This is a genomic window from Marinobacter fuscus, assembly GCF_003007675.1.
Classification (GTDB): Bacteria; Pseudomonadota; Gammaproteobacteria; order Pseudomonadales; family Oleiphilaceae; genus Marinobacter; species Marinobacter fuscus.
Genome location: NZ_PXNP01000023.1, coordinates 83,607 through 109,928, shown reverse-complemented (window position 1 = coordinate 109,928; position 26,322 = coordinate 83,607). Strand labels below are relative to the sequence as shown.

31 protein-coding genes and 1 tRNA gene are annotated in these 26,322 nt (G+C 54.8%); 10 read left to right on the top strand and 22 right to left on the bottom strand.

From position 1 onward, the window contains the following. Positions 1-38: 38 nt before the first annotated feature. The 7 genes from C7H09_RS06445 to C7H09_RS06410 all read right to left on the bottom strand — a co-directional run bounded on the left by C7H09_RS06445 (position 39) and on the right by C7H09_RS06410 (position 5,735). Positions 39-1,019 (bottom strand): phage integrase, encoded by a 981-nt coding sequence (locus C7H09_RS06445; RefSeq protein WP_106761782.1) that lies wholly within the window; start codon positions 1,017-1,019, stop codon positions 39-41. Continuing rightward, positions 1,016-2,029 (bottom strand): hypothetical protein, encoded by a 1,014-nt coding sequence (locus C7H09_RS06440; protein ID WP_240616520.1) that lies wholly within the window; start codon positions 2,027-2,029, stop codon positions 1,016-1,018. Before C7H09_RS06440 ends, C7H09_RS06445 begins: the two co-directional genes overlap by 4 nt. Before the next feature lie 356 nt (positions 2,030-2,385). Next, positions 2,386-3,504 carry a zonular occludens toxin domain-containing protein gene (locus tag C7H09_RS06435; protein WP_106761780.1) on the bottom strand — a complete coding sequence of 373 codons (1,119 nt, stop codon included), beginning with the start codon at positions 3,502-3,504 and terminating at the stop codon, positions 2,386-2,388. 2 nt (positions 3,505-3,506) lie between these two features. After that, a complete protein-coding gene (locus C7H09_RS06430) occupies positions 3,507-3,773 on the bottom strand; it encodes a hypothetical protein (protein WP_106761779.1) in 267 nt (88 codons plus the stop codon). Positions 3,774-3,775: 2 nt separating this feature from the next. Further along, positions 3,776-5,176, bottom strand: coding sequence for a hypothetical protein (locus tag C7H09_RS19730; protein WP_133166209.1), 1,401 nt, complete (start codon positions 5,174-5,176; stop codon positions 3,776-3,778). A gap of 102 nt (positions 5,177-5,278) precedes the next feature. Continuing rightward, positions 5,279-5,521 (bottom strand): hypothetical protein, encoded by a 243-nt coding sequence (locus tag C7H09_RS06415; protein ID WP_106761776.1) that lies wholly within the window; start codon positions 5,519-5,521, stop codon positions 5,279-5,281. 4 nt (positions 5,522-5,525) lie between these two features. Continuing rightward, on the bottom strand, positions 5,526-5,735 hold the full coding sequence (locus C7H09_RS06410) for a hypothetical protein (RefSeq protein WP_106761775.1): 210 nt from the start codon (positions 5,733-5,735) through the stop codon (positions 5,526-5,528). Positions 5,736-5,813: 78 nt separating this feature from the next. Between C7H09_RS06410 and C7H09_RS19725 the strand changes: the two genes are divergently transcribed. Next, entirely contained in the window at positions 5,814-6,053 is a 240-nt protein-coding gene (locus C7H09_RS19725) for a hypothetical protein (protein ID WP_133166208.1), read from the top strand. Here the strand turns inward: C7H09_RS19725 and C7H09_RS06405 are convergent. From C7H09_RS06405 to C7H09_RS06390, 5 genes are all read right to left on the bottom strand, one after another. Then, positions 6,048-6,371, bottom strand: a complete 324-nt coding sequence (locus C7H09_RS06405) for a hypothetical protein (RefSeq protein WP_106761774.1) — start codon at positions 6,369-6,371, stop codon at positions 6,048-6,050. The two genes, C7H09_RS19725 and C7H09_RS06405, sit on opposite strands and share 6 nt — an antisense overlap. A gap of 3 nt (positions 6,372-6,374) precedes the next feature. Beyond that, a complete protein-coding gene (locus C7H09_RS19720; protein WP_133166207.1) occupies positions 6,375-6,785 on the bottom strand; it encodes a hypothetical protein in 411 nt (136 codons plus the stop codon). 101 nt (positions 6,786-6,886) lie between these two features. Next, positions 6,887-7,159 (bottom strand): hypothetical protein, encoded by a 273-nt coding sequence (locus C7H09_RS06400; RefSeq protein WP_106761773.1) that lies wholly within the window; start codon positions 7,157-7,159, stop codon positions 6,887-6,889. Further along, complete coding sequence (locus C7H09_RS06395) at positions 7,156-7,623, bottom strand: hypothetical protein (protein WP_106761772.1); 468 nt, start codon at positions 7,621-7,623, stop codon at positions 7,156-7,158. The genes C7H09_RS06400 and C7H09_RS06395 overlap by 4 nt, the downstream gene beginning before the upstream one ends. After that, a complete protein-coding gene (locus tag C7H09_RS06390; RefSeq protein ID WP_106761771.1) occupies positions 7,623-7,841 on the bottom strand; it encodes a hypothetical protein in 219 nt (72 codons plus the stop codon). The genes C7H09_RS06395 and C7H09_RS06390 overlap by 1 nt, the downstream gene beginning before the upstream one ends. A gap of 468 nt (positions 7,842-8,309) precedes the next feature. Here C7H09_RS06390 and C7H09_RS06380 point away from each other — a divergent pair, with 468 nt between their 5' ends. From C7H09_RS06380 to fnr, 6 genes are all read left to right on the top strand, one after another. Further along, the gene (locus C7H09_RS06380; protein WP_106761769.1) at positions 8,310-8,642 is read left to right on the top strand and encodes a hypothetical protein; all 333 of its coding nucleotides are present in this window, start codon (positions 8,310-8,312) and stop codon (positions 8,640-8,642) included. A 336-nt stretch (positions 8,643-8,978) separates the two neighbouring features. After that, a complete protein-coding gene (locus C7H09_RS06375) occupies positions 8,979-10,190 on the top strand; it encodes a serine hydrolase domain-containing protein (RefSeq protein WP_106761768.1) in 1,212 nt (403 codons plus the stop codon). Between the two features lie 123 nt (positions 10,191-10,313). Then, complete coding sequence (locus C7H09_RS06370) at positions 10,314-11,591, top strand: O-acetylhomoserine aminocarboxypropyltransferase/cysteine synthase family protein (protein ID WP_106761767.1); 1,278 nt, start codon at positions 10,314-10,316, stop codon at positions 11,589-11,591. A 131-nt stretch (positions 11,592-11,722) separates the two neighbouring features. Further along, the gene (lipA, locus tag C7H09_RS06365; protein ID WP_106761766.1) at positions 11,723-12,769 is read left to right on the top strand and encodes a lipoyl synthase; all 1,047 of its coding nucleotides are present in this window, start codon (positions 11,723-11,725) and stop codon (positions 12,767-12,769) included. A 268-nt stretch (positions 12,770-13,037) separates the two neighbouring features. Beyond that, the gene (gene ylqF / locus C7H09_RS06360; RefSeq protein WP_106761765.1) at positions 13,038-13,961 is read left to right on the top strand and encodes a ribosome biogenesis GTPase YlqF; all 924 of its coding nucleotides are present in this window, start codon (positions 13,038-13,040) and stop codon (positions 13,959-13,961) included. A gap of 303 nt (positions 13,962-14,264) precedes the next feature. Further along, positions 14,265-15,014, top strand: coding sequence for a fumarate/nitrate reduction transcriptional regulator Fnr (fnr, locus tag C7H09_RS06355; RefSeq protein ID WP_106761764.1), 750 nt, complete (start codon positions 14,265-14,267; stop codon positions 15,012-15,014). Between the two features lie 16 nt (positions 15,015-15,030). On the opposite strand, the gene C7H09_RS06350 is transcribed toward fnr, so the two are convergent. Then, positions 15,031-15,906, bottom strand: a complete 876-nt coding sequence (locus C7H09_RS06350; RefSeq protein WP_106761763.1) for an SDR family oxidoreductase — start codon at positions 15,904-15,906, stop codon at positions 15,031-15,033. A gap of 181 nt (positions 15,907-16,087) precedes the next feature. Here C7H09_RS06350 and C7H09_RS06345 point away from each other — a divergent pair, with 181 nt between their 5' ends. Then, positions 16,088-16,450 (top strand): hypothetical protein, encoded by a 363-nt coding sequence (locus tag C7H09_RS06345; protein WP_106761762.1) that lies wholly within the window; start codon positions 16,088-16,090, stop codon positions 16,448-16,450. Here C7H09_RS06345 and alr read toward each other — a convergent pair. The 8 genes from alr to rnr all read right to left on the bottom strand — a co-directional run bounded on the left by alr (position 16,419) and on the right by rnr (position 24,523). After that, the gene (alr, locus tag C7H09_RS06340) at positions 16,419-17,492 is read right to left on the bottom strand and encodes an alanine racemase (RefSeq protein ID WP_106761761.1); all 1,074 of its coding nucleotides are present in this window, start codon (positions 17,490-17,492) and stop codon (positions 16,419-16,421) included. The genes C7H09_RS06345 and alr overlap by 32 nt on opposite strands. Continuing rightward, positions 17,492-18,898: a replicative DNA helicase gene (dnaB, locus tag C7H09_RS06335; RefSeq protein WP_106761760.1), complete on the bottom strand. Its 1,407-nt coding sequence runs from the start codon at positions 18,896-18,898 to the stop codon at positions 17,492-17,494. The genes alr and dnaB overlap by 1 nt, the downstream gene beginning before the upstream one ends. A gap of 146 nt (positions 18,899-19,044) precedes the next feature. Beyond that, positions 19,045-19,491, bottom strand: coding sequence for a 50S ribosomal protein L9 (rplI, locus tag C7H09_RS06330; RefSeq protein WP_106761759.1), 447 nt, complete (start codon positions 19,489-19,491; stop codon positions 19,045-19,047). A gap of 20 nt (positions 19,492-19,511) precedes the next feature. Continuing rightward, positions 19,512-20,378: a YybS family protein gene (locus C7H09_RS06325; protein WP_106761758.1), complete on the bottom strand. Its 867-nt coding sequence runs from the start codon at positions 20,376-20,378 to the stop codon at positions 19,512-19,514. A 25-nt stretch (positions 20,379-20,403) separates the two neighbouring features. After that, on the bottom strand, positions 20,404-20,634 hold the full coding sequence (gene rpsR / locus C7H09_RS06320; protein WP_011785848.1) for a 30S ribosomal protein S18: 231 nt from the start codon (positions 20,632-20,634) through the stop codon (positions 20,404-20,406). A 25-nt stretch (positions 20,635-20,659) separates the two neighbouring features. Next, the gene (gene rpsF, locus C7H09_RS06315) at positions 20,660-21,076 is read right to left on the bottom strand and encodes a 30S ribosomal protein S6 (protein ID WP_106761757.1); all 417 of its coding nucleotides are present in this window, start codon (positions 21,074-21,076) and stop codon (positions 20,660-20,662) included. Positions 21,077-21,319: 243 nt separating this feature from the next. Further along, positions 21,320-22,057 (bottom strand): 23S rRNA (guanosine(2251)-2'-O)-methyltransferase RlmB, encoded by a 738-nt coding sequence (gene rlmB, locus C7H09_RS06310; protein ID WP_106761756.1) that lies wholly within the window; start codon positions 22,055-22,057, stop codon positions 21,320-21,322. 24 nt (positions 22,058-22,081) lie between these two features. Next, on the bottom strand, positions 22,082-24,523 hold the full coding sequence (gene rnr, locus C7H09_RS06305) for a ribonuclease R (protein ID WP_106761755.1): 2,442 nt from the start codon (positions 24,521-24,523) through the stop codon (positions 22,082-22,084). A 262-nt stretch (positions 24,524-24,785) separates the two neighbouring features. On the opposite strand from rnr, the gene C7H09_RS06300 reads away from it, so the two are divergent. Together C7H09_RS06300 and C7H09_RS06295 are read left to right on the top strand one after the other, a co-directional pair. Beyond that, positions 24,786-24,872: transfer RNA gene (locus C7H09_RS06300), tRNA-Leu, on the top strand. Positions 24,873-25,037: 165 nt separating this feature from the next. After that, a complete protein-coding gene (locus C7H09_RS06295) occupies positions 25,038-25,328 on the top strand; it encodes a CcdB family protein (protein ID WP_106761754.1) in 291 nt (96 codons plus the stop codon). 31 nt (positions 25,329-25,359) lie between these two features. Here C7H09_RS06295 and C7H09_RS06290 read toward each other — a convergent pair whose 3' ends face one another. Further along, complete coding sequence (locus tag C7H09_RS06290; protein WP_240616519.1) at positions 25,360-25,932, bottom strand: PEP-CTERM sorting domain-containing protein; 573 nt, start codon at positions 25,930-25,932, stop codon at positions 25,360-25,362. Between the last annotated feature and the right edge of the window lie 390 nt (positions 25,933-26,322).

The window sequence follows — 26,322 nt, the reverse complement described above, 5'->3', positions numbered from 1 at the left end:
GTTACCGTTAACGCGGTAGCCCTTTTTTATTGGTTCGACTACATGTTGACTACATCTTGTCCACACAGTGCAGTCATCGGAGAAAACCTCAAAGCCGATTCAAGGTGATTCGGTGCCAGGTGAGCGTAACGCATCGTCATCGTTATTGAGCCGTGGCCAAGGATACGCTGGAGAGTCAACAAGTCGCCGCCATTCATCATGTAATGACTGGCGAAGGTATGCCGGAGTATGTGGGTAAGCTGTTGCGGAGTTTCAAAACCACAACGCTGATAAGCTGATCGAAACGCCGAGCGGCACGAATCAAAGAGCCTACCGGGACCAGGGCGAAGGCGAGGTTTTATCTGTTCCTGTAAGTGAGGAAGAATCGGAACAGCCCGATCCTGTCCGTTTTTCGTGTCTTTGAAAATTACCTTACCTGGTAACCACCCCGAATACGTCAGGCCTTCCGCCTCTCCCCACCTGGCACCGGTTGCCAAACAAATAGCCGCTACACACCAGGTATGGTTGTTGGTGCTGGATTCACACTCGGTCAAGAGCTGGTAACACTGATCCAGGGTAAGGAACATCATTTCGTGATGTTGCTCTTTGACCTGGCGAACCTTTTCAATGGGATTATCCCGTATCACTCCAAGACGGACGCACTCCGAAAAAACCGCTTTAAGGTATCGCTGTTCGTGATTGACCGTAGAGGCCTTGACCTGTTTTAGCCTGGCAACTCGGTATTCAATCCAGTCGGAAGCACTAAAATCAACGGTTAACGGATCACGCAACCGAGCCACAATACCATTAAGACGGCTAAGCCGTTGTTGACTGTCCTTAAGCGTGCAGCCATGGTGCTCATGCCAGTAATTAACCAGATCAGACAAGCGGCGACCAGCACCAGAGCCTTTGTTCTCAAAGCGACGCAACCAAGCGACGGCATCAAGGCGAGTCTTAAAACCACGCTTTCGAATTCTTCGACCGGTACGACCTTGAGGGTAAAAATCGACTTCCCACCCCGTTTTAATCTTTCGTATCACGCGCAGACCTTACCCAACAGACGACGCTTTATCAGACCGTCCTGAACGAGCTGAAACAGTTCGTTTTCGGTAATGTCCCGGTTTCGGTAATAGTTGGTCAGATCATCCCACAGGCCGCTTTTCTTGAGGCAATCCCAAGCCTGGCGAGGGTTAAACCGGTTGCGTGCATAAATTGACAGAAGGTTGCCAAAGGCCAGGGAAACGTTTTTTTCGTTACCGCAACCGGGTTCCTTTTTTGCGCGTTTGTACAGGAGCTGAGGGGCGGGGTGAGTGAACACAACATCATCCCGGAGCTTAGTCCAAATCGGATGCACCCAGTTTTTACGAACTTCCAGACGGTTAGCCCGAAGCGCATACCGCCAAAAGCCAGTTAGGTGAGGTACAGCCTCGATAAACGACTTGATGACCGGCATTCCCTCGGTACCGTCCGCAATTTCATTGATGATGCGGTGATGAAAACGGATTTCAAGACGCCAAACCGGTTGTTCCTGGTCATAGCAGGTATCCGGGAAACACTGTTCGTTCGTGGCCGTTTCCCAAATGCTTTCCATAAATGCCCGCTTGTCGGAAACGTCGATTTCCTTGGACTTGTCGTAGAGACACGTCTGAAGGCTGTTAGCCTTGCCGAAGGTGAAGGTTTCACCGCGACCGTTCACCGTTGAACCGGTTTCCCATTCCAGATCACTGACCCCGTTGTAAACACTGACTGTTTTTGCGCGTGTTACAAATCGTTGCGCAAAATCCTGGGGAGGTTGCCACCCTTGGAAATCCACTGCCAGGTGAATTGCAACGCCGGAAGGCTCACACGCTTGAAGAAAATGACGCGCCCAGAAATTCAGCTCGTCCTGAACCTGTTGACTTCCACGCTCATACAACCAGGTAGGAGACGTTTCTATTTTGACGTGCGTGCCCAGGGAGTCCGGTTCAGCATAGAAGTTCTGAACCAGCATGGTAAGACCGTATTCACGGTTCTGAAGCAGATAACGGAAGCCACCACGGCGACCAGACATTACGGCCCAGTCCAGGTTATTGATACTGATCATTGCGCCGTGGCCCTGTTCGTATGCGGTAACGATATCGGCAAGGACTTCAGGCCGTAACCGGCCCTGGTATAGCTGGCGCACGGTATCAACTCCGGACCAGAGCACGTTAACGCCCTGAAGGTTGTACTGTTTACCCTCAGAAATGAACAGATCACCTTTTCCGGTTTCCCCGGTCGTTACGTCGAACCTTTCAAAATCCCTAACGGCCATTTTGTGATTCCTTGTGATACGTTATGAAATACTTACGTGTTATCTATGAGACGTGTTACAGGGACGTCTAAGCCCCGGATTCTGATGGGGCGTGATGGTCGCTCCGCTCGCATTCACGCCCCATCAGAACCGAGCTTCAGTTCATACCCCCGTGATTCGTCATTAGGCACGTCCCGGGATGGCTCCCTGAAACTGTAGAACGTGACTCGCTTGCCGCCGATCACACAATACGGCTCGCCGGTGTTTAACGTTGTTGCGCAAATACGCGAATGGATTTTTCGGGTGCCGGCATCACCCCAGATCCAATAAACACCGTTAACCTCCCCGACGATCCGCCACTGATCGGAAATCGGTAACCAATCCGTTTCAATCTCGTGTGCTACCTGATGGATCGACTGCCTAGGCGGCTGTGCGTTTGTTCGCGGGTTGGATGACTGTACAGGTGCTGTACTAATTGGTGGATTTTGTGATACCTGGGGCTGGGGTTCGTCCAACGGATCCGATTGAAAATAGTTATACATACGGTATACACCAAAGATACCGACGACTAAGGCGAACGGCATTCCGAACCTAATTAGCGGATGCTTTAATACGTTGGCTCGGTCATCGGCTTTTTCTTCCATTCCGGCAACAAAATCAGTCTTATTCCTTGTGTGACTTCTGTAATACTGGTAAATCTCAGGCTTATAACTACCGTACAACTGCCGCAGCGGCTTGCCGGGCTTTTGCCCTTGAGCTGCCCCCATATAAACATCAATCCTGTATTTGTTTGATTGTCCAATTGCGGTCAATTTGACTGCTCTAAAGGTTTCCTCAATAAGACCCCGAACAAATATGCAAAGCTGGGATAAATCCTGCGTTACTAATACTATTTCATTTGTTCGGCCATCATCGCCGACCACATGCCGGTGTTCTGTAAAAAACTCCTTTTGCTTCTCGGGTATATGCACCGATTTCATACCGCTTTTCCAGAAGCGCCACGCCTCATCAATGACCCAAATGACACCACCTGGATGATCGTCGAGATTGAAAAATTCGGGATCGTCCTCCGCGTCCTTGTTGTTGAATATCGTAACGCGCCCTTTAGGAAAATCGTCGGATAAACGCCCCGTTTTAAGCGGTATGTTAGTCATCACATGCCGCCCGGCCTCCAGTGCAGGGATAATAACGTTTTCAACTACGCCGTACGATTTACCGGAGCCAGGCAAGCCGGAGTAACCAACAATCGACATAGTTAGCCCCCGATAAGCGGTATTCGACGTAACACAAACCTGGCAAATAACGCACTACCGGCAGCCGCAAGACCATATGGCAACTCCATCATCGTCGTGAAGTAGAGAACATCACCAGGTATACCGGACGCAAGAACCGCCGGATCCTGAATATCAATAACGGGCAACCAGCCCAGTAGCACTTCAATCACATCAACATTTAATTTGAAAATCCAACGAGGTACAAACAAAACAATATCAATAAAGGCGTCAATAATTGCCTGGAACATTTTTATGCCCTCAAAAATATAAATATTGCTGTCACTGTCCATAGAAATATGAACAGCCCGGAAAACATGCTTCGATGGTTCTCGAAAATACTGCAATGAATATCCATTACAATCGGCCCTACATACTCATTTGAAGGAATTGTCCATGTCGGACAACTCATATTAGAGGCAATACCTGGTAAAGTAGTCACCGCTTGAATTGTAGGATTATCAAATATGACCGTTTTTAAACGCGCTGCCGTTTCCGAAAATTCCGGCGCACTACCTAAACGATCGGTACTTAGACCACCATCGGGAGCGTTCAGCTTGTCATTTATCTGACCAGTTAAACCGACAAGATCGTCGACATCCTCAGAAATATCATCAAGACGATCATTAGTGCCCTTGCCGAGCTTTTCCAGGTTGCTAAGAGACTGGTTAGTCTTGTCCTGGCCTTTGTTCAGCTGATCCAACTGTTTTCGGTTGATATTTGGATCGTTGTCCGGATTGTATTCGTCCGGCTGGCCGTCGCCGTCCGTATCTGTGTTTGGTTCTTCAGGAGTTTCTGGCTCTTCTGGCTGATTTTCCAAGGGCTGACATGCGAAACCGTAACTATCACCGACCAGAATTTCATTTATCGTGCCTTTCTTACACTGAGGTATACCATAATCCTCGGAAATACAACGCAACTCACCGTTTACAAAGCCCACTTGCCCGGGTTTGTCACCGGAGCACTGGTCAAAATCGCCGCAAGCGTTGATCGGTGGTTTGCCGTAACCGAGAACAACTTGTCCGCGATAGTCCGGTGAACCGCCCTCACCTGTGTTGGGATCTGGCGCTTCGCAATCACTGGGAGGTTCAGGAGGGGGAAGACAGACACCATTGAACATGCCGTGTGCACATTCATTAACGCAAAACGCGCCTAATTCTGTAACAACTTCGACTTGACCTTGTGCCTGACATTCGCCAGGTTCACGATTACGCATACATTGATAAGGGGCTTCGGTACCAGATTCTGATCCAGGACTGTAATCACCCTCAGCTGGTATCCAGCCGCCCTGGCACGATCCGCACGCGGTTATAGTGTCGCCGTTAGGTTCATGGCTCAACTCTTCACATACAGGAGGCTGCTGACATTCGTACTCGGGGTGACCGTTCTTAGTACCGATTTTGACAAGATCAGGATAAGCTGCATCAGTACAAACAAACCTAGTTTTCGTGTGGTAATCGTTATTCCAATAGGTTTCTACTGTGCTAGAAACGGCCTGCTTTGATGGTGCAGGGAGATCACAAGCGCCATATTGATCATACCAAGTGCGGTATCTTTGACAGGTTCCGTCGGTTTCAGCTTGCTGAGCAGCGTTGACAGAATGCGAAAAAATCAGGAGCGCAACTATCAAACATCTTTGAATAAGTAAACGCACAACCCCGCCCCCATCACGAAAAACGTCCAGTCCCACAATTCCGCCATAGTCACTGCCTCAAAGAAAAAAGCCACGGCTGTTAACCGTGGCTAGGTTTTGCGCTTATCGAATCATGCTAAGCAGCAGATTCGCCCCTTTTCGAACGACGTAGAACGTAAACAGTACACCTGTAATAGCGATAATCGCCGACTCTTCACCAGCAAAGCTGAGGCCCGTGGTCATTGACGTCCAATCCGCTGCGCTAACAGCGCCGGAACCCAACACAGACGCACCGATCACGCCTACAGCTACGGAGCGGCGGCCCCATTTCTTTGGCTGAGAAGCCTGGAATTTAACTGCGTTCATAGTGTTACCTCACCATCTTAATGATTTGACGCCCGCCCCATGCGACCGCCAGGAGTGGCAACGTTACCGAGAAACCGTAAAACAGCGCCTCGGTAATCATTGCCGGTGTGTATTCCACAGGTGCGGAATACACAATCTGCGTGACGGCTCCGGTGCAATCCCAGCCGCTGGCTGTTGCCGTCCAGTCACCGTCACACGAGATCAATTTGCCCATTGCACAGCCTCAATATGCTGGAACGCTTGGCTGTAACCGTGAGCGTCCCCGAGCAGGAAACCCGCTAAGAAACAGGCGGTGACAACGATTAATAACTTCATCTTTCCGGACTCCTTTCTGTGCCGCTTTGCGGGACTTCCTGGAAGGCAGTTCCACGCAGCAGGCTTTGCACGGTTGCTGAACACAGGGCTTGTTCTGGTTCCTGCGATTGCCGATGTAAAAGAACTCTCGATCTTCCGGCCAGAACTCGCCGCATTTTGTGCAGCGACGTTCCCGGCCAAGTTCCGTTACTCTCACGACGGCAACCATGGGTTATGAAGCCTTTTTCTGTGGCTCTGCAGGGGTTTTATGCCCTGGAACAACGGCGATGATGTGCGGCTGGCTTTTACCGTTAGCCGCCTTTTTGAGCATGGCCACAAGCTTGAAATCTTGAGGGGACTGCCCCGGCTGATAACCTTCACGCTTGAGCTGTTCGAATACTTCCGGTTCTGCGCTGATTTTGGTCACTTCAACGCCCAGGGTGTTTTCAGCGCTATCGCCAACCGGTGGTTGTCCAGTAAAAACGCTGCAATAGGTACGGCCCTCAACGGTTACTTTGTTGGCGCTGAATACGGTGGTTGTCATTTCGAATTGCATGGCTTATTTCTCCGGGTTTTTGGCCGCTTTATAGGCCGTTTCAGATTTTTTAATTGCCTTGTTTGCGTCGAACAGTTCCAGGTATAGGCGCTGTATCAACTCCGCTTCGTAGGCCTTGGCGGCCATGTCGAAGGGCGGTTTCTGGCCAAAGGCCATTTCGTGTTTCCAGAACGTCAGGCTTGATCGAATTGCCTTTAACTGACGCTCCAGACTTTTCTGTAATTGCCGGGCTTCTTTTGCCGTCAAACTCAATAGCACCGGCTTTCTTGCAACCCCTCCGGGGCGGGCTCTACTCGCTTCGCTCCCCGAAACTAAGGTTTCGGCCCTTACGGGTAACGATCCCTGTTGCCTGCCGCGCTCCGCTTGCCTCCTTTGCTCACCGCTCCGGTTCTGAATCAAGGGGCGGTCATCCACCCCCGACACCGGCGCCAACGCAGCTCCTGGTTGCGGACTGTGAGTCACGGCCTGACCAGCGCAAGGCCAAGCGCTACGCGTGCTGCGCAGCCTTGCGCCGGTCATTCCGCGCCTCCCTGATCGTCCGCGAGCTGCGATGGCGACGATGACGGGGGCGGATTTTCAGACACGGGAGGTTGGCCAGAGAAACCGAAATCAGGACATCCAGCCTTCAACCAGGCTTCAATCACCAGCCCGCCGAGCGTCCAGACGTCCGTACCACGGTCGAAGGCTTCCTGTTCCAGCTGGAGCTTTACGGAACGCTTAGCCGTGACGTAAAAGCGCTTTTCTTCGTCCTTTTGCTGGCGCTTGCGAGGGGGAATGATGTTGGTCATGAGAAGGACTCCAGGCGGACGCCTTTATAGACCTGGCCAGGCAATGCGCCGAGGGTGCGGAATTGTTCGCCGCGAAGAATGACGGAATGAGGCAAGACGCCCTTGCAGTCATGGAAGTAGTCCAGGTACTGATCAAGCTTGGCGCGGAGCTTCAAAGCCTTGTTGTTGTCGCTGAAACGGGCGGCATCACCGTCTTGAGAAGGGCGATCAACAGATGGAGACACGAAAGCCCAGCCAGTAGCACCGTTGAGACGATCACCACCTACGGCAACCCACTGGCGACCGGAGACACTGACGGCAACCGTGCCAGGGGCGACCATGCGGGCAGGCCCAAGGCGCTCAGCAGAAGCGACGAATTCAGAGCCATTGAAGAAATAGAACGTGTTAGCCAGGGTGCGGCCCTTGTCAGCAGCTACACGGATAATGGTCTGTACCTTTTGGCCTACGCGGTTAAGGCGCTTCATCACTCACCCTCCCCTTTCAGTTGCTCTACCAGCTGAACCAGATTCACCAGGCGACGGCGACCAATCTTGATAGACGGGATGTAAGCACGATGCAGCCACATATGAACGACTGTGTGATCAACAGAGATCCAGTCAGCAAAAGCGCGCCAATCCATCATCGGGGGTGTTCCCGACTGGAGCTTGTCGCTAATGCTTTCGGTGATCTGCTCGTCTATCATGTTCAGTACCTTGCAGTGTGTTGCAGTGATTATCACTATTTAAACTTAATTATTACACTGAACTAATGATAGCCTCACAGGCGCGTTAGTGCAATATTTACACTTAACCACAACACTTAATTTTTAGACTTTTATGGAATTAATAGACGAGCGAGCAAAACTTTTAATAAAGAGAGTTGGAATTGATCAGCTCGTAAGAGGCAGTGACATAGGTCATAGCCGGTGGAAGAACGTCCTTTATAAAGACGTTCGTATGAGCACCAGGGAACTGGAAGTGTTGAAGGATCTCTATCCACAGTATGCACTTTGGCTGATAAGCGGAGAGATCCAACCGGAGTTCGGGCAGACAAGCCCCGACTACGACGAAGTTAACTCAAAGTTAAGCAATCGCGCCGAGGGATAAGCATTACGAAAGCAGTTATGGAGCGGTGGTATCACCGAGACGCGAGGGATTAACCAGGAGCAGTAATGAAAAGGATAATTTGCGTCACCGTTGTGATGTGGGCATGGAACAACGCAATTGCGGAATACAGAACGGAACTGAAAAACGACGCACCAGACTATTACGCCTACAGCTACGAAGTCAGCAGCAACGGAAAAATTATCGAAGATTCCGTTTGTAGCGAATACAGCGGCCCCGCATGGAAGGGATGCAGGAGATACGCACAGTGGGAATTTTCGGTTAAATGCTGGGAGAGAGGTTACGATCTTCGACACACAACGGGAAAGGTAAGGCAGAGAATAAAGAAGGAACGGGATTTTTTCTGCGATGCGAAGAGAAGAGTTACGCCGTTAAGTTAGCTCGACTAGCCTGCCGAACGAATGAGAGTTAACACTGAGAAGAAGGAAATGTTCTAAGACGAAAAACCGTAAATCAGCCTATGAAGGTAGTTCGACTACAGCACCAAACGAGTGAGAGTTATTGCGTATTAATGAACTTTATCAGTTTACTAAACTCACGTTTTGAAAGGCTTTGAGAATTACTGAAGGCTGGGTTCAGAAACTCATAATGCTGGGGTCGGCGGTTCGACTCCGCCCCTTGCTACCAGTATTCTGAAAGCCCGGTTCGAAAGAACCGGGCTTTTTCAGTTTTGGGAGCACCAAAACTTATCCCACAATAAGAGGTTCGTAACCGCCATGCCGGAAGCCGCAAACCCGGGGCTGTGCCTCAGTCGCCTGAAACGCATTACCCAGCATTTCGACAACCAGTACATCCAGCCCGGTAAACTCCCGGGCGCCGTCACCCTGGTGGCACGCCACGGAAAAATTGTCTGGTGCGAAGCCCAGGGCCTCCGGGATCTGGAACGCGGCCTACCCATGGCGCGGGACACCCTGTTCCGCGTCTATTCGATGACCAAGCCGGTTACCTCCATCGCCATGATGCAGTTGTACGAGCAGGGCAAGTTCCTGCTCAACGACCCGGTACACAAATACATTCCATCCTGGCGAAATATGCAGGTGTATAAGAGTGGCAGCTACCCGAATTTCGAGACAACTCCTGCCACCAGCGCCCTGACCATCCGGGATCTGATGACTCACACCTCCGGCCTAACCTACGGCTTTACCGAAAGAACCGAGGTGGATGCGGCCTACCGCCAGCTCAAGCTGGACGGCAGCTCGATTCTGACACTCGACAAGCTGGTGGAACGGCTGGGTGAGCTGCCTCTGGAATTCAATCCGGGCAGCGGCTGGAACTATTCGGTGTCCACCGATGTGTTGGGCTATCTGGTACAACTGTTATCCGGGCAGAGCCTGGACGACTACTTCCAGAAGCACATCTTCGAGCCTCTGGAGATGGTCGACACCGGCTTCTGGGTACGCCCGGATCAGCAAGACCGGTTTGCCGCCTGCTATCTCTATCAGCCCGGCGATACCATGAAGCTGCAGGACGATCCCGAACGCTCCAAGTACCTGAAACAACCACGCTTTCTGTCTGGCGGAGGCGGTCTTGTCTCCACCATCGACGACTACTACCGCTTTACCCAAGCGCTGAGTAACGGCGGCGAGCGCAATGGCCAGCGTATTATCGGGCGCAAAACCCTGGAATTCATGCGCCGTAACCATCTGCCCGACAACCAGGATCTGCCCGCCCTGTCGGTGGGCGGGTTCAGCGAAACCCCCTACGCTGGCAGCGGTTTTGGTCTGGGCTTCTCGGTGAAAACCGACGTCGCCAAATCCCACACCATTGGTTCGGAAGGCGAATACGGCTGGGGCGGGCTGGCCAGTACCAGTTTCTTTATTGACCCGGCAGAAGACCTCACGGTGATTTTCATGACCCAGTTGATGCCGTCGTCGTCCTACCCTATCCGTCAGGAGCTGCGTGCGCTGGTATACGGCGCACTAAAATAGTCTCGCAAACAACCTTGCATGCGCTTATAAGGGTATAACGTTCCGGACTGTGCCTTAACCTCACCCGCTATGGCATACTCCGGGGCCGTTCCCAAAAACAATCCACCTGCAAGGAATGTTGTCATGAAACCTGCAACCCTCGCATTGCACGCCGGCTTCAAAAGCGACCCGACCACCCGGGCGGCCACCACTCCGATTTACCAGACTACCTCGTACACCTTCGACGACACCCAGCACGGGGCCGACCTGTTTGACCTGAAAGTTCAGGGCAACATCTATACCCGGATCATGAACCCCACCAACGGGGTGCTGGAAGAGCGCATGACCGCCCTCGAAGGTGGCGTGGGCGCACTCGCCGTGGCCTCTGGCATGGCTGCCATTACCTATGCCCTGCAAACCATCTGCAAGGTAGGCAACAACATCGTCAGCACCAGCCAACTGTACGGCGGCACCTACAACCTGTTCGCCCATTCCCTGCCGAACCAGGGCATTGAGTGCAAGATGGTGCCCCACGACGATTTCGAAGCGCTGGAAAACGCCATCGACGACCAGACCCGCGCCCTGTTCTGCGAGTCCATCGGCAACCCGGCAGGTAATGTGGTGGATATCCAGAAGTGGGCCGACATTGCCCACAAGCACGGCATTCCTCTGATCGTCGACAACACCGTGGCCACGCCAGCCCTGTGCCGCCCGTTCGAGCATGGTGCGGATATCGTAATTCACTCCCTCACCAAGTACATCGGTGGTCATGGCACCACGGTGGCGGGCATCGTAGTGGATTCCGGAAAATTCGACTGGGCCGCCAATGCCGACAAGTTCCCGATGATGAACCAGCCAGACCCCTCCTACCATGGCGTGGTGTACACCGAAGCCCTTGGCGCAGCCGCTTTTATTGGTCGTTGCCGTGTGGTGCCGCTGCGTAACACCGGCTCTGCGCTGTCGCCGTTCAACTCTTTCCTGATCATGCAGGGCCTGGAGACACTGGCCTTGCGCATGGAGCGCCATTGCGAAAACGCCCAGAAAGTTGCCGAGTTCCTTGAAAGCCACCCGGCCGTTGAGTGGGTGAACTACGCAGGCCTTGCCAGCAGCCCTTACAAAGCCACCTGTGACAAAATCTGTGGCGGTAAGGCGTCGGGTATTCTCAGCTTCGGCATCAAGGGTGGCCGGGAGGCCGGTGCCAGATTTATCGATGCCCTGGATCTGATCCTGCGCCTGGTGAATATTGGCGATGCCAAGTCCCTGGCCTGTCATCCGGCGACCACCACCCACCGCCAACTGGACGCCGACGAGCTGAAGAGCGCAGGCGTGAGCGAAGACCTGGTGCGGCTATCCATCGGCATTGAAGATGCCGACGACATCATTGCCGACATCACTCAGGCGCTGGAAAAGTCCCAGGCTTGACCTACCTCAACCGGGTGCGACCAAAGTCGCACCCGGTGCCCCCGCGATTATCCCTACCCACCTTGTAACTGGCCCGCTGCAGGATTACTCTCTTAGGTTACCCTTATTCTTACCCGAGAGTTTCCGGCCCAATGAGCGAAAGCATCAAGCCCCGCATTACCAGTGGTTCCAAATTCCGCAACGAGCACGGTTTTACCGCCATCAAGGACGGCGTAAAACAATCATCCTCTGCCACGGAAGACAAACCCCTGGAGCGCAAGCCGAAATGGCTGCGGGCTAAAATGCCCGGAGGCGAACGCTTTGAAGCAGTCCGCAAAAACGTATCGGAACACCGCCTGAGCACAGTTTGCCAGGAAAGCCATTGCCCCAATATTGGCGAGTGCTGGACCGCCGGTACCGCCACCATCATGGTAATGGGCTCGGTGTGTACACGGGCCTGTAAATTCTGCGCGGTGGACACCGGCAACCCCAAAGGCTGGCTGGATCACGAAGAGCCTGAGAACACCGCCAAGTCAGTAGAATTGATGGGCCTGCGCTACATCGTGCTGACCTCCGTAGACCGGGACGACCTGCCCGACGGCGGCGCTGCCCACTACGCAGCCTGCGTATCTGCCATCAAACAGCGTACACCGGAAGTGGCGGTGGAAGCTCTGACCCCGGATTTCGATGCGGTGATGAGCGATGTGGAAAAGGTGGTGGATTCCGGTCTAGACGTGTTTGCCCAGAATGTGGAAACGGTTGAGCGCCTGACCCATCGGGTGCGCGATCCGCGGGCAGGCTATGAAAAGACCCTGAGCGTGCTGGCCCATGCCAAGAAGCACCGGCCAGACGTACTCACCAAAACCAGCCTGATGCTAGGGCTGGGTGAAACCGAAGAGGAAATTCTGCAAACCATGGACGATTTACGGGCCATCGGCGTGGACATCCTCACCCTGGGCCAGTACCTGCGCCCAACGCCCAACCACCTGCCGGTGGAGCGCTACGTTACGCCCGAAGAGTTCAACCGCTACCGTGACATCGGCTTGGAAAAAGGCTTTATGGAAGTGCCCTCCGGGCCCATGGTGCGTTCAAGCTACCGGGCAGACCGGGTGTTCGACAAGAACAACCTGGGGCTGGCTGTTCCGGAGGTGCCGCAAACCAATGCGGCCATGCAGATTCCGGTAAAAAATCTGGGCTGAATCGTTGCGAACAGAAACCCCCGGGCGCTGTTACAGGCCCGGGGGTTTCAAGACGAGGTTCGAGCTTACTGCTGGCCCTGCATCATCTGCCGCTGTTGCTGCATCTGCTGCATTTACCCGCCGCATTTCACCCCAATATCCCTTCAATTTGTACAGGTTCACAGGCTAAAGCTCTGAAACGCCCGACACACGGGGTATATACCGAGTGTGAAAATTTGGTCATTCCCCTGCATAATGTCGCACCTTATCAAACAGCGGAGACACGACCATGGCCATTAACTGGTTTCCCGGGCATATGCACAAAGCCCGCAAGGAGATCAAACAGGTAATGCCCCAGATGGATCTGATCATCGAAGTGGTCGATGCCCGCCTACCCTTCAGCAGCGAGAACCCTCTGGTACCATCGCTTCGGGGCGACACGCCATTGATCAAGGTTCTGAACAAACGCGATCTGGCAGACCCGGAGATAACCGAGCAATGGCTGGCCTGGATTGAACAGGAGCGCGGCGTAAGGGCTCTGACTCTCACCCATAACCAGCGCCAGGAGGCACTGGGGATTCTGAAACTGGCGGAGGAGCTGACCCCCGGGCACGATCGTCAGAAAAGCGCCCTGCGGGTGATGATTCTGGGCATTCCCAACGTGGGCAAATCCACCATCATCAATACTCTGGCCGGACGCCCCGCGGCCAAAACCGGCAACGAACCTGCGGTTACCCGAGCGCAACAGGCCATCAAACTGCCAGATAACGTATTGCTGTACGACACCCCCGGCTTCCTATGGCCGAAACTATCGCCCGAGCAGTGCGGCTATCGGCTCGCCGTTTCCGGTGCTATTCGCAGCTCCGTGCTCGACTTTGAAGACGTAGCCCTGTTCGAGGCCGACTACCTGGTTGCCCACTATTGCACGCAGGTCATGGCCCGCTATGGCCTGGATAGCAAGCCAGCCGATGGTCTGGCCCTGATGGATGCCATTGCTGCCAAGCGTCGCTTTTTAGGGCGGGGAGGCGTACCCGATCTGTACAAGGTGTCGGAAGTGCTGCTGAACGAATTCCGGGCCGGTACCCTTGGCCGCATCTCGCTGGAAACCCCCGCGATGGTGGAGCAGGAACTGATCGAAGCCAAAGCACTGGCCGCTGCCGAAGCAGAGAAAAAGGCACTGAGGGATGAACAGAAAAAGCGCCGGAAAAAATAACACCCGGGAAGCCTGCCGCTTGGAACATCGCATTGCCGCGAGCGCATAAAAACGCAAGCACAAAGCACTGCAATTTCACTAATATGACTAGCCTTTTTTGTTATACTTGACCATGATCAATGTCGTTGAAACCAGATGTTTCAGCATTGGCACCCATGGCAATCCGCAGTATGCCCCGGTATCCGGATAGCCCGAGGTGTCCACCCCGATCAGCGCCAGCGACTGGTCTGCGGGGATTTGAGGACGTGCCGCGCCCCTGAAAGGCGTGGTCTTGAATGGATCTACCCGGATGGTTCGTTAACTATGGCCCAGGCAATTCGAGTTCAGCAAGTCTCCCCGCTCAAAGCCTCTTGCCACCAATGCAGCCTGAGCAATCTGTGCCTGCCGCTGGCGGTTGAGGAAAACGACCTTGATCGTTTGGAAGACATCGTTCAGCAAGGCAAGATCTACAACCGTGGTGAGCACATCTTTGACCAGAGCACCCCATTCCGGTCCTGCTTTGCGGTAAAAAGCGGCTCGGTGAAGACCTCGATTATTACCGAGGGCGGTGAGGAACAGGTAACCGGCTTCTTCATGCCCGGTGAACTGATCGGCCTGGACAGCATGAGCAGCGAAACCTACGCCTGTACCGCAAAAGCCCTGGAGCGCACCAGCGTTTGCGAGTTTCCGGTCGACAAGCTGGAAGAGCTGACCGGCAAGCTGCCCGAGCTGCAGCACCACATGTACCACCTGATGAGCCAGGAAATACAAAACAGCCATCAACTGGCCATGCTGCTGAGCAAAAACACCGCTGAAGAGCGGATCGCGGCTCTGTTGCTGTCGCTGTCCAGCCGGTTCCGCCGTCGCCGGATGTCAGCCACCAACTTCAGCTTGCCGATGGCCCGTAACGATATCGCCAACTTCCTCGGCCTGGCCGTGGAAACGGTTAGCCGGGTGTTTACCCGCTTCCAGAATCAGGGAATCATCAAGGCGCGCGGCCGTGAAGTCGAACTGCTCGACGTTGAAGCCCTGCAGATGGTCACCCGGGATTTTGCCCGCCAGGGCAGCCAGTAAGCCTGCCTGGCGGAACTCAGGTTTCCGCCTGCTGCTTTGATTTCTCCGCGGCGATGCTCTTGAGCATCGCCAGCTCCTCGGAAAGCCAGGTGCGCCAAGGCAATTGCTTGATACCGAACGTATTGCGGATTTTAGTGCAGACCATGGTGGTATTTTGCGGCTCGATACTGCCCCACCCGGGCAGGTCATCCACCACCTTGATGTCTTCCGGGATACCCGGCATACCGGCGATGGCCAGCCCCAGCTCATACAAGCTGACTTCCTCGGCACCGGCATACTGATAGGTTCCCCACGCTTCGGCACCACAATCCAGCTGCAGTGCCACCGCCGTGATGACTCGCGCAAGGTCTTTTACAGCGACAGGCTGCCCCAGGCAACGCCCCGGTAATACCAGCCCACCCTCGGCAGTACTTTTCTGAAGCTTGCGGATAAAACGACCAAGGCTCCAGCCGGTTCGCAAAATGATATGGCGGGGTAAGGAGGTTCTCAGAGCCTGTTCGCATTCCCACTGCCAGCGACCGAGCTCGTTGATCGGCTGCCCCGGGTTGGAAGCGATATAGCCCCCCTGTTTGCGACCGTCGAAGATATAACAGGATGACAGCTGCAACAGGGCCATTCCACGTTCACGGGCATGCTCGGCCAGAGCCATCGGTAACGAAAATGCTGCCTCATGAGTACCCTCTGGATCGCCTTCTGCTTTTTCCGGATCGGTGAACCAGAGCGCGTTGACGATCAGAACTGTGTCTTCTGGAACCCAGTTACCCAGTGCATGCAAATCAACGTTCGCAGGGTCGCTGACCAGCAGCGGGCTGACCCTGAGATGTGTTGTTCTCAAACGCTCGAGGAGCACTCTGCCAAGGGGACCGTAGTCGTGTACCACAAGAACATGCACGGGAAACCAATACCTCCGCTCTGTCACCGATGTGACGTGGGTGTAGAACTGCCCGGCCAATGGTGCCGGACATCTTTTGCGGCATTATCCGCTGCGCACCAGAGACAGTACGACACGCCATCGCGTGTGTTCAACGCCTACCCGTGCAGGAAACCGCAAGAATACAACAACAGGAGCCCGCATGCTGAAACAACAGAGCCATATTGTTGCCCCGATTGCCGATGAACTTCGTACCAGGGCACTTTATACGGTTCGTGAACTGAAAGACCGTGGCGAAGCCGACAAGCAGACCGTTGACCAATTATACGAACTGATTGTGGAACTGACAGAGTCCGGGCTGGATTTCTTTTTTCTCGAACCGCTGCGGCGGCTGAATGCCGGCAGCGTAATGATGGGCGTGGCCCGGGTTGGCACAGGCAGCATGCTTAAAGGCAGCAAAATGGTGGTTCACAAAGTCCTGAAAAAGCTGGACGCACAGAGCCTTGGCGCCATTCTCGATTTCATCGAGGAAATCATCCACGAACCCGAGGCACCCGCGCTGTAACGCCGGTCAGCAACTCGTAGCCGATCGTGCCTGCACAGGCAGCGACTTCGTCTACACATACGGTACTACCCCAAAGCTCCACCATGTCGCCCTCACGCGCTTCTGGGGCATTGCTCAGATCAACTGCAAGCATATCCATAGAGACACGGCCAATCAGCCGTATACGCCTACCCAGTACAGCGGCAGGCGTATCGGTACCGGCGTGGCGCGGATAACCGTCTGCGTAACCGATAGCCACCATGCCCATGCGGGTTTCTCGGCTGGCAACCCAGCCTGCACCGTACCCCACCGCATCACCGGCCTGCAGCACCCGGGTGGTGATCAGCGGCGCCTGCAAAGTCATTGCAGGCTTCAACCCCAGATCGGCTCCGGTCTTGCCGATCATGGGCGACCCACCGTACAACATAATACCCGGGCGGCTTAGGTCAAACAGTGGCTGGCCGCGGCGGAAATGGGCAGCGGAATTGCCGACACTGCGCAACAGATCGGGCCAGGCTGCTACCGCTTCCTCGAAAAGGGCGGTCTGCTGCTCTGTCCGGTCGCTGTCGGCGTCGTCTGCACAGGCAAAATGGGTGACAAACCCGACCATCTGGGACGCAAACCCGGCAAGCCCCAGTTCGGTCATCACTCCGGGCAGTTCGTCCGGGCGAAAGCCAAGACGATTCATACCCGTGTTCACCTTCAGCCAGAATTTCGGGCACTGCCCCGGCGCCAGCCAGGACAACTGCAGCCGGTTGTGCAGAACCGGCTCAAACCCGGATTCCTGGCATTCGGCAAGATCCACACTTTCATGGGTTCCTTGCAGCAAGGCGATGGTGTGGCGGTGCCCAGCCTGTCGAATGGCCCTGGCCTCTTCAAGACAGGCGACAGCAAATCGTGTGGTCTCGGCCGCGAGCGCATCGGTAGCGGCCTCGATACCATGGCCGTACCCGTCCGCCTTGACCACCGCCATCACCGTGGCGGCACCGGCCAGCTCTTTGGCCTTCAGAAAGTTATACCGGATCGCGTCCGGGTGAATAATGGCAACCGTAGACCGGGGCATCAGTAATCTCCGCCATAATCGCTGTAGTCACCGTGGGCCAGATCTTCAAATTTGGTGTATTTGCCAATGAAGGCAAGCCGTATGGTTCCGATCGGTCCGTTCCGCTGCTTACCAATAATAATTTCGGCAATGCCTTTGTCTGGCGTGTCTTCGTTGTACACCTCGTCCCGGTATACAAACATGATGACGTCCGCGTCTTGCTCGATAGCGCCCGACTCACGCAGATCCGAGTTTACCGGGCGTTTGTTCGGCCGCTGCTCCAGGCTCCGGTTGAGCTGAGAGAGCGCGACAACCGGGCAGCCCAGCTCTTTTGCAATGCCTTTGAGCGATCGGGAAATTTCGGAAATCTCTGCCGTCCGCCCCTCTGTGTTCCCGGGCACCCTCATCAACTGAAGGTAATCCACCATGATCAGGCCGATCTTCCCGCCATTTTCCCTTGCCACCCGCCTGGCACGGGAGCGCATCTCTGTCGGGCTCAGGCCGGGGGTATCGTCGATGTACAGGGGCTTGTCCTTGAGCAAGGCGACCGCCGAGGTCAGCCGGGGCCAATCATCCTCTTCCAGCTTGCCGCCCCGAACCTTGGTCTGATCAATACGCCCCAGAGACGACAACATACGCATGGCCAGAGCATCGGCGGGCATTTCCATACTGAATACCAGTATCGGTGTGCCTGTGCTGATCAGGGCATTCTCGACGATATTCATGGCGAACGTTGTCTTACCCATCGATGGGCGCCCCGCCACAATAATCAGATCCGCAGGCTGCATGCCCGACGTTTGATCGTCCAGATCCCGGAAGCCCGTAGTCAGGCCCGTGGTCTGTTCGCCGGATTCGAACAGCTCTTCAATCCGGCTGAGTGTGCTGGTCAGAATGGGATTGATCGCCTTCGGGCCGGAGCCCTCTTTGGTGCGCGCCTCGGCAATCTGGAACACGCTGCGCTCAGCTTCATCCAGAATGTCGTTACTCTTTCGGCCCTGAGGATTGAAAGCCGAATCTGATATCTGCCCGGACACTTCCACCAGTTGCCGCAGTATCGAACGCTCACGAACGATATCGGCGTAGGCACGGATGTTGGCAGCACCCGGTGTTTTCTCGGCAAGCTCGGCCAGATACGACAGCCCACCGGCATCTTCGATGTCGCCGGAGCGCTCCAGAAACTCGGTCAGGGTAACGACGTCCAGCGGTTCACTTTCGCTCGCCAGGCGTTCCACCGCGCCAAAAATAAGACGATGATCCTGCCGGTAAAAATCCGCCGCAGAAATGATTTCAGCTATCTCGTCAAAACGACGGTTATCCAGCATTAACCCGCCAAGTACCGCCTGTTCCGCTTCAACAGAATGGGGTGGCACCTTGATACGACTGGTTTCCGGATCAATAGACGCAGGTTTGAGAGTGGGATTGGCCATAGACACCGACATCAGGGAATGGGGAACTCGAGGGGACTAGAATAGCAGAAAGCAACGGGCCCGAAACCGTCTCCGGTTCGGGCCCGTTCACGCAGCGCCGGGGAAGCCCCCGGCAACCGGTCGTTTGACCGATGGCAAGTTACCGATTACTCGGCAACAACCGCCAGCTTGATGGTCACTTCAACGTCGGTATGCAGCTGCAGCTCAACGTCGTACTCGCCAGTTACCCGGATCGGGCCTTCCGGCAGACGCACTTCGCTCTTCTCGACTTCGGTACCAGCCGCAGAAACAGCGTCTGCGATGTCACGAACACCGATAGAACCGAACAGCTTGCCTTCCTCACCAGCCTTGGAGGCGATGGTGATAGAAGCGCCTTCCAGAGCTTCTGCGCGGGACTGGGCAGTAGCCAGCTTCTCAGCGGCTGCTTTTTCCAGTTCTGCACGACGCTCTTCGAACGCTTTTACGTTTGCTTCCGTTGCCGGAACGGCTTTGCCATAGGGCAGCAGGAAATTGCGGCCGTAACCGGACTTAACTTTAACCTTGTCGCCCAGGGTGCCAAGGTTTGCAACTTTCTCGAGCAGAATAACTTCCATCTCGTTAACCTCTTCGTGCTTTATTCAGCCGGGCCCGCAGGGTTGATTCGCCCCCGAACATCCAGCCAGCTATCCACAAAAGCCATAATCACTAACAGCATCAACAGATTCGGACCCGTTAAAACCAGCGCAACATAGAACATTGCCAGCCAGTTTCCGTTCCACCGTTTACGCCCGAACACACCATGCACCAGCGCAAGCCCTGCAACCACCAAAGGTGTTCCGGCAGCCCAGGCCAGCAAGACAGCGTTGAGGCCCAGTAAAGGCCCCGTCATCATGGTCAGGCCACAAACAACCGCAATCGCGGGGGACAATCTCAGGCTATGGAACTCCTTACGGAATCCGCCGGGATTGTATAGCGCCGCCTGCCAGTACCGCGCCAGCATCGTCATTCCGATACCTGTTGCGAAATAGGTACCGGCCATACTGGCATTCATGGTGTCCCGTATAACCTGCTCCAGATCGCTGCCCAGAGCCTGGGCCAGTTCGGCGTTGTACTGCCGGTAAACTTCAACACCGGCAGTCACCAGGTCGTTCAACAGCGCCGGATAGACCACCGGCATCAACAAGCCCGAGACTATCGCCAGGAACGCACCGGATAACAGCGCTCTTTCCCAGGACAGACTGCTCCGGATGATGGATGCCATAAGCATCACCTGCAGCAATACCACCAGCGCGGTCGGATCCTGGCCGTAGCCCGCCCACGCCATCGCCGGTACAAACGCCCAGAGCCCGACATTCAGCCCCTGGCGTATGCCCAGTCGCAAAACGACCAGGCCAATAACTGCTGCGCCAATCCAGAACAGCAGGGGAACGGCGGTAGTCACCGCTGCAACCCCACCGGCTTGCAGGGGACCGCGCATTACATATTGTGCAAGTGCACGCATGGTCCCGGGTCCTGTCCGTTAATACTTAGTGATCGTGGCCGTCCGTATACGGCAGCAATGCCAGGTAGCGGGCACGCTTGATCGCGGTAGCCAGCTGACGCTGATAACGTGCTTTGGTGCCGGTGATGCGGCTGGGCACGATTTTGCCGGTTTCAGTGATGTAGCCTTTCAGAGTGTCCAGATCTTTGTAATCGATCTCCTTGACACCCTCTGCCGTGAAGCGACAGAACTTACGACGTCTGAAAAAACGAGCCATACTTTAACTCCTCAACTCCGGTGAATTACTCTTCTTCGTCCTGGGTGTCAGCGCTCTGACGCTCGTCAGACTCGGCTGAACGACGGGGACGGTCGTCTCCGCTGGAACGACGGTCCTCACGGGACTCAGCGGCTTTCATCGGAGACAGATCGGTAACGGCTTCATCGCGACGCAGAATCAGGTCACGGATGATGGCATCGTTGAACCGAAAGTTGTGAGTCAGCTCGTCCATAGCGGCCTGTGAACATTCGATGTTCATCAGCACGTAATGAGCCTTGTGGATCTTGTTGATCGGGTAAGCCAGGTGACGACGGCCCCAATCTTCCAGGCGATGTACCTTACCGCCATCTTCAGTGATGACGCTGGTATAACGCTCGATCATCGCGGGCACCTGCTCGCTTTGATCAGGGTGTACCATAAAAACGATTTCGTAGTGACGCATGAGTTCTCCCTACGGTTTGAACAGCTTTCTTCTCTTTCGGCTTCCCCGAAGGTTATGCCGGAGCATGAAAGCAAGGAGTCGACAGCGGCCGCTGCCGGTTTCTTTTCTGCCGAAAAACAAAGCACTGGAAAGAGCACTTGCGCTCCCGGCAAGATTGATTACCACCACAGAAAGGGCAATAAAAAACCGCCCCTTGAAAAAGGGGTCACGTATTCTAGGCCCATCGCAGGGCCAGTGCAAGGATTAACCAAGGCGCTGGCGCAATGCCTCGTACAGACACACGCCCGTGGCCACGGACACGTTAAGACTGTCTACGTGCCCGACCATGGGGATATGGATAAGCTGGTCGCAATGCTCCCGGGTTAACCGGCGCATCCCCTTACCTTCCGCACCCATCACCAGAGCCACCGGCCCTTTGAAATCTGCCTGATAAAGGGTCGCGGTCGCCTCTCCGGCAGTACCGATCAACCATACGCCCATGTCTTTCAGCTCCCGAAGGAAGCGGGCCAGGTTGGTAACACGAACAAAAGGCACGGTTTCGGCGGCACCGCAGGCCACCTTGCGGGCAACCGGCGTGAGCGACGCCGATTTGTCTTTCGGCACGATCACCGCCTGCACACCTGCGGCATCCGCCGTTCGCAGGCAGGCCCCCAGGTTGTGGGGATCGGTCACCCCGTCCAGCACTAGCAGAAACGGCGGTTTACTGCTGCCAGACAACATCGACAGCAAATCATCCTCCGTCCACTCCCGGCTCTCGGCCACGGCCGCGACCACACCCTGATGAACACCGGCAACCCGCTCATCCAGCTCTTTCCGGTGTACCACCTGCCAGGGCACCCCGAGGCTGTCCAGTGCTTCGGTAACTGTCTTTACCCGTTTATCCTGCCGGCCGGTCTGTATCCACACCCGCTGCAACCGCTCCGGCTGCTTTTTCAGCACGCCATCAACGGCATGCCAACCAAATACATATTCCTGAGACACTGATACTTGTTCCTGTAAAACGGATTACCGGGAGCTCTTGCGTTTTTTACCGCCTGTTTCAGGCTTGCGTTTGCCGCCCTTTCTGGATGCTTCACGGGCAGCCTCGGCAATCAGCTTTTCTTTCGCACTGGCTGGCTTCTTCCGCTTACCGCCCTTGCCTGCCCGATCCCCTTTATTACGAGGCTCACGCCGGGTTACGTCGAGCGCATCCCGGTCTGCCTTGCGTCGCTTCGGCGTGCTGACAAGCTCCAGATCGATTTTACGATCCTCCAGATCAACCCGAACTACCCGCACCCGAACTTCATCGCCCAGGCGGAAGCTGACCGCCGTGCGCTCCCCGATCAGGCGATGTTTGGCCGAATCATGGTGGAAGTAGTCGCCATTGAGCGTGGATACGTGCACCAGGCCCTCGATGTAGATATCCGCCAGCTCCACAAAGAAGCCAAAGGGCACGACCGCACCGATCACGCCGTCAAACTCCTCACCCACGTGATCTTTCAAAAACTCACACTTGAGCCAGGCCATGACATCCCGGGTGGCGTCGTCGGCCCGGCGTTCGGTCATTGAGCAGTGCTCACCCAGCTGCTCCATGCGGGCATAATCGTATGGGTAGTTGGCAAATTCCGGATCCGGCACCTTCGGAGACACCACGTCTTTTTGGGTTTCCGGGTTATGAATACGGGATTTCACCGCCCGATGGACAATCAAATCCGGGTAGCGACGAATGGGCGAGGTAAAGTGGGCGTAGCTGGCGAAGCCCAGGCCAAAGTGGCCCGACTCCTCCGGGCTGTAAACCGCCTGACTGAGCGAGCGCAGCATTACCATTTGAATAACGTGGGCGTCTGGCCTGCTGGCAATCTGCTCCAACAACTGCTGGTAGTCGGCAGACGTAGGCTTGTCACCACCCCCCAGCTGCAACCCCAATTCCCCAAGGAACAACCGCAGATTCCCCAAACGCTCTTCCGACGGCCCGTCATGCACCCGATACAACGCCGGCACCTTGTGCTTTTTCAAAAACCGGGCGGTAGCCACGTTCGCGCAGAGCATGCATTCTTCCACGATTTTGTGGGCATCGTTGCGGTGAACCGGGACAATTTCTTCAATTTTACGCTGGGGGTCGAAAACAATTTTTGTTTCCGTGGTCTCGAAATCGATCGCACCGCGTTCGGTGCGGGCTTTGCGCAAGAGTTTATACAGCGCGTAGAGATTGTGCAGGTGCGGCAGCAAGTCGGCGTACTGGGCGCTGAGCTTGTAACCCTGCTCGGTGTCCGGGTGCTCCAGCATGGCACTGACCTTGTTGTAGGTCAGCCGGGCGTGACTGCGCATAACCGCCTGGTAGAAGGTGTAACCGCTGATATTGCCCGCGGCACTGATGGTCATATCGGCCACCATACACAAGCGATCGACATCCGGATTCAGAGAGCAAAGCCCATTGGATAGCTTCTCTGGCAGCATAGGCACCACGTGATCCGGAAAATACACCGAGTTGCCACGTTGTATCGCCTCTTCATCCAGCGGAGAATCCGGGCGCACGTAGTGGGATACATCGGCGATGGCCACCACCAGCCGATAACCACCCCGAGGGCGCGGTTCGCAATAAATGGCGTCGTCAAAATCCCGGGCAGTTTCGTCATCGATGGTCACCAACCGCAAATTCCGGATATCTACCCGGCCCGCTTTATCTGCTTCGGTCACTTCCTCGGGAATCGCAGCCGCCTGCTCGCCTACCGCCGTTGGCCAACTGTGCGGGATTTCGTAGGAGCGGATGGCCACGTCGATTTCCATCCCCGGGGCCATGTGCTCACCCAGAACCTCAACCACCTGGCCGGTTGCCTGGGTTCGCACGGTGGGCTGGCGCAGAATATTAACCACCACATACTGGCCATGGCGGGCCTTGCCCACATGCTCGTCCGGCACCAGAATTTCCTGGTTAATGCGCGCGTTCTCCGGCACCAGAAAGGCAATACCGCTCTCCCGGAAAAATCGGCCAACGATCTGCTCCGTGCGATGCTCCAGCACTTTCACAATCTTGCCTTCCCGGCGCCCCTTGTCATCCACCTGATCGACCCGGGCCGCTACACGGTCGCCATGAAACACCTGGCGCATCTGGCGGGCAGTCAGGAACAGGTCTGAACTGCCATCATCGGGAATCAGAAACCCGAAGCCGTCGCGGTGGCCACTCACCCGCCCGGTCACCAGTGCCGCTTCATCAATCGGCAGGAACGCATCCCGGCGGTTACAGATAAGCTGACCATCGCGGCACATGGCAATCAACCGGCGCCGCAATGCTTCTATGCCTTCTTCGGAGTTCTGGCCCAGCTCCTGACACAGGGTTTCATGAGTGGCCGGTGCACCACGCTCTTTCAGGTGCGCGAGAATGAATTCGCGGCTCTGGATGGGGTTATCGTACTTGCTGGCCTCACGCTCGGCGTGAGGGTCGTTTTGTTTGTTCTTCCTGGAAACCATTCGGATCCTTTATCTCCCGCCGCACAACAAGCGGCATCGTTCGTGTTTTCAACAGTATAACGTTGAGGCGGGATACCTGCCTAACAACAGGCACAATATAGGCACAAATACCCCCGGCACTTTTTTCAAACTATTTTTAAAAAAGTGTTTGACAGCCCGAAACGGAATCATTAAAGTGTGCGCCATCGGTTGAGGGACACACCTCACCGAAGGCAGAAAAGCTTGCTTATCAACACATTAAGCAGCATACTGCAAATCACCTGCCGAGGTGGTGAAATTGGTAGACACGCTAGCTTCAGGTGCTAGTGGGGGCAACCCCGTGGAGGTTCAAGTCCTCTCCTCGGCACCATTTCTTTCCCCAGGAAATGGTCGAATCAATACCTTGCAGACTTCAGATATACAGGTGTTTGGGTTAGAAAAACCCGATATTAATACACCTGATTAAACCATTCGAAAGCTCAAACGCATACGTTGAAGCGAACGACTTACCTCTGGCAAGGCATCGGCAGTTCTGATGGCCCGTTTCGATGTCTTTGAGAACAAGAACGGCGCCGATTATCTACTGGATGTTCAGTCAGACCTTCTCAGTGGCCTGAACCCTGGGTTGTGGTGCCATTGCTGCCCAAAAACCGGAGCGCCCGCTCCCGCGCAACGGCTGAACCCAGTGTTCAACATTAAGGAGAACACGGTCATCATGACTACTCAATACATGGCAGCCGTGCCTGAAAGCGAATTGCGCTCTGCGGTGGGTCATCTTGCGGACCAGCAAGGGATCTGGGCGCCCCCAAGATCACCAGCGAGCTGATCAAATAGGGGCGGTTTGCGTTTTTTCTCAGTCAGGCAGCCTTCTTTCTCCGAGCGAAACTAAGTCCGGCTAAAGCTAAGCCAAGCAATGCAATTGACGACGGCTCTGGCACGCTTGCTACAACCGCGTCGACAACTATGTCATCAAGCCAGAGCGTGCCTGACCCGCCGTCCGTATCGAAAAAAAAGTGCAGAGATGTAGTGGCAGAAATAGCAGTAAATGTAGATGAAAAAGAGCTCCAGCTATCGTCAGTCGAAAAACTAAATGTTTCTGCCAGATCCCCTACTTCTAAAGACAGATTATTCGTAGGGCTAGTCGAACTACTCCCATAGAAAAAATCTATGCTGTAAGTACTTCCAATATTTGTCGCAAAGCTTTGGTAGCTCAATCCCCCGGGGCCGTTGTCATACCCATAAAAGTGACGACTACCTTCTTTGGGCCCACCCCAACTTGCGGTACCGCAATTCCCTCCTGGAGTCACACACGTCCAGCCAGCCAACCCACTTTCAAAGCCTCCGTTGGTGATAAGTGAAGCATGGCTGCTTTGTGCGGCAAATATTAGTGTCGCAATAGTACAAGCTTTTATTATATTTCTTTTCATCATAAATAATCCTCGCATGTTTAATACTTTCTTCACTATCGAAAAAAAGCAAAAAACACGCCAGATACCAAGCTATTGTTTTTTCGATGGTTTTTTCTCAAATCGAACTTTTGATGTAAACAATATCGACACTTATCCAACTGAAGCGATTGCGTAATCATGCCTAACGAATGGCTTTACGGCGCATCGGAGCGGTAGCTTCTGGCCGACGAGCTTTCCTTTCTCTACTGGCCAACCGGTCGCAAAGCGGCGGAAAATCGATCGCTGTGAAGGCGTGGGTTATGTCCTGTGTCTGCTTTCAGAAACCGCAGTCCACGGACGAATAGTTTTTAACTGATCCTCCAGGGCATCTTTGGCAATCTCAGTGTCGTGGGCTGCCTGAGCGCGAAACTA

Coding starts and splice junctions, on each gene's coding strand:
- C7H09_RS06440 (WP_240616520.1), bottom strand. CDS start 2,029: ATGTCTGGTCGCCGTGGTGGCTTCCGTTATCTGCTTCAGAACCGTGAA.
- C7H09_RS06435 (WP_106761780.1), bottom strand. CDS start 3,504: ATGTCGATTGTTGGTTACTCCGGCTTGCCTGGCTCCGGTAAATCGTAC.
- C7H09_RS06430 (WP_106761779.1), bottom strand. CDS start 3,773: ATGTTCCAGGCAATTATTGACGCCTTTATTGATATTGTTTTGTTTGTA.
- C7H09_RS06415 (WP_106761776.1), bottom strand. CDS start 5,521: ATGAACGCAGTTAAATTCCAGGCTTCTCAGCCAAAGAAATGGGGCCGC.
- C7H09_RS06410 (WP_106761775.1), bottom strand. CDS start 5,735: ATGGGCAAATTGATCTCGTGTGACGGTGACTGGACGGCAACAGCCAGC.
- C7H09_RS06405 (WP_106761774.1), bottom strand. CDS start 6,371: ATGCAATTCGAAATGACAACCACCGTATTCAGCGCCAACAAAGTAACC.
- C7H09_RS06400 (WP_106761773.1), bottom strand. CDS start 7,159: ATGACCAACATCATTCCCCCTCGCAAGCGCCAGCAAAAGGACGAAGAA.
- C7H09_RS06395 (WP_106761772.1), bottom strand. CDS start 7,623: ATGAAGCGCCTTAACCGCGTAGGCCAAAAGGTACAGACCATTATCCGT.
- C7H09_RS06390 (WP_106761771.1), bottom strand. CDS start 7,841: ATGATAGACGAGCAGATCACCGAAAGCATTAGCGACAAGCTCCAGTCG.
- C7H09_RS06380 (WP_106761769.1), top strand. CDS start 8,310: ATGAAAAGGATAATTTGCGTCACCGTTGTGATGTGGGCATGGAACAAC.
- C7H09_RS06375 (WP_106761768.1), top strand. CDS start 8,979: ATGCCGGAAGCCGCAAACCCGGGGCTGTGCCTCAGTCGCCTGAAACGC.
- C7H09_RS06370 (WP_106761767.1), top strand. CDS start 10,314: ATGAAACCTGCAACCCTCGCATTGCACGCCGGCTTCAAAAGCGACCCG.
- lipA (WP_106761766.1), top strand. CDS start 11,723: ATGAGCGAAAGCATCAAGCCCCGCATTACCAGTGGTTCCAAATTCCGC.
- ylqF (WP_106761765.1), top strand. CDS start 13,038: ATGGCCATTAACTGGTTTCCCGGGCATATGCACAAAGCCCGCAAGGAG.
- fnr (WP_106761764.1), top strand. CDS start 14,265: ATGGCCCAGGCAATTCGAGTTCAGCAAGTCTCCCCGCTCAAAGCCTCT.
- C7H09_RS06345 (WP_106761762.1), top strand. CDS start 16,088: ATGCTGAAACAACAGAGCCATATTGTTGCCCCGATTGCCGATGAACTT.
- alr (WP_106761761.1), bottom strand. CDS start 17,492: ATGCCCCGGTCTACGGTTGCCATTATTCACCCGGACGCGATCCGGTAT.
- dnaB (WP_106761760.1), bottom strand. CDS start 18,898: ATGGCCAATCCCACTCTCAAACCTGCGTCTATTGATCCGGAAACCAGT.
- rplI (WP_106761759.1), bottom strand. CDS start 19,491: ATGGAAGTTATTCTGCTCGAGAAAGTTGCAAACCTTGGCACCCTGGGC.
- C7H09_RS06325 (WP_106761758.1), bottom strand. CDS start 20,378: ATGCGTGCACTTGCACAATATGTAATGCGCGGTCCCCTGCAAGCCGGT.
- rpsR (WP_011785848.1), bottom strand. CDS start 20,634: ATGGCTCGTTTTTTCAGACGTCGTAAGTTCTGTCGCTTCACGGCAGAG.
- rpsF (WP_106761757.1), bottom strand. CDS start 21,076: ATGCGTCACTACGAAATCGTTTTTATGGTACACCCTGATCAAAGCGAG.
- rnr (WP_106761755.1), bottom strand. CDS start 24,523: ATGGTTTCCAGGAAGAACAAACAAAACGACCCTCACGCCGAGCGTGAG.
- C7H09_RS06295 (WP_106761754.1), top strand. CDS start 25,038: ATGGCCCGTTTCGATGTCTTTGAGAACAAGAACGGCGCCGATTATCTA.
- C7H09_RS06290 (WP_240616519.1), bottom strand. CDS start 25,932: ATGATGAAAAGAAATATAATAAAAGCTTGTACTATTGCGACACTAATA.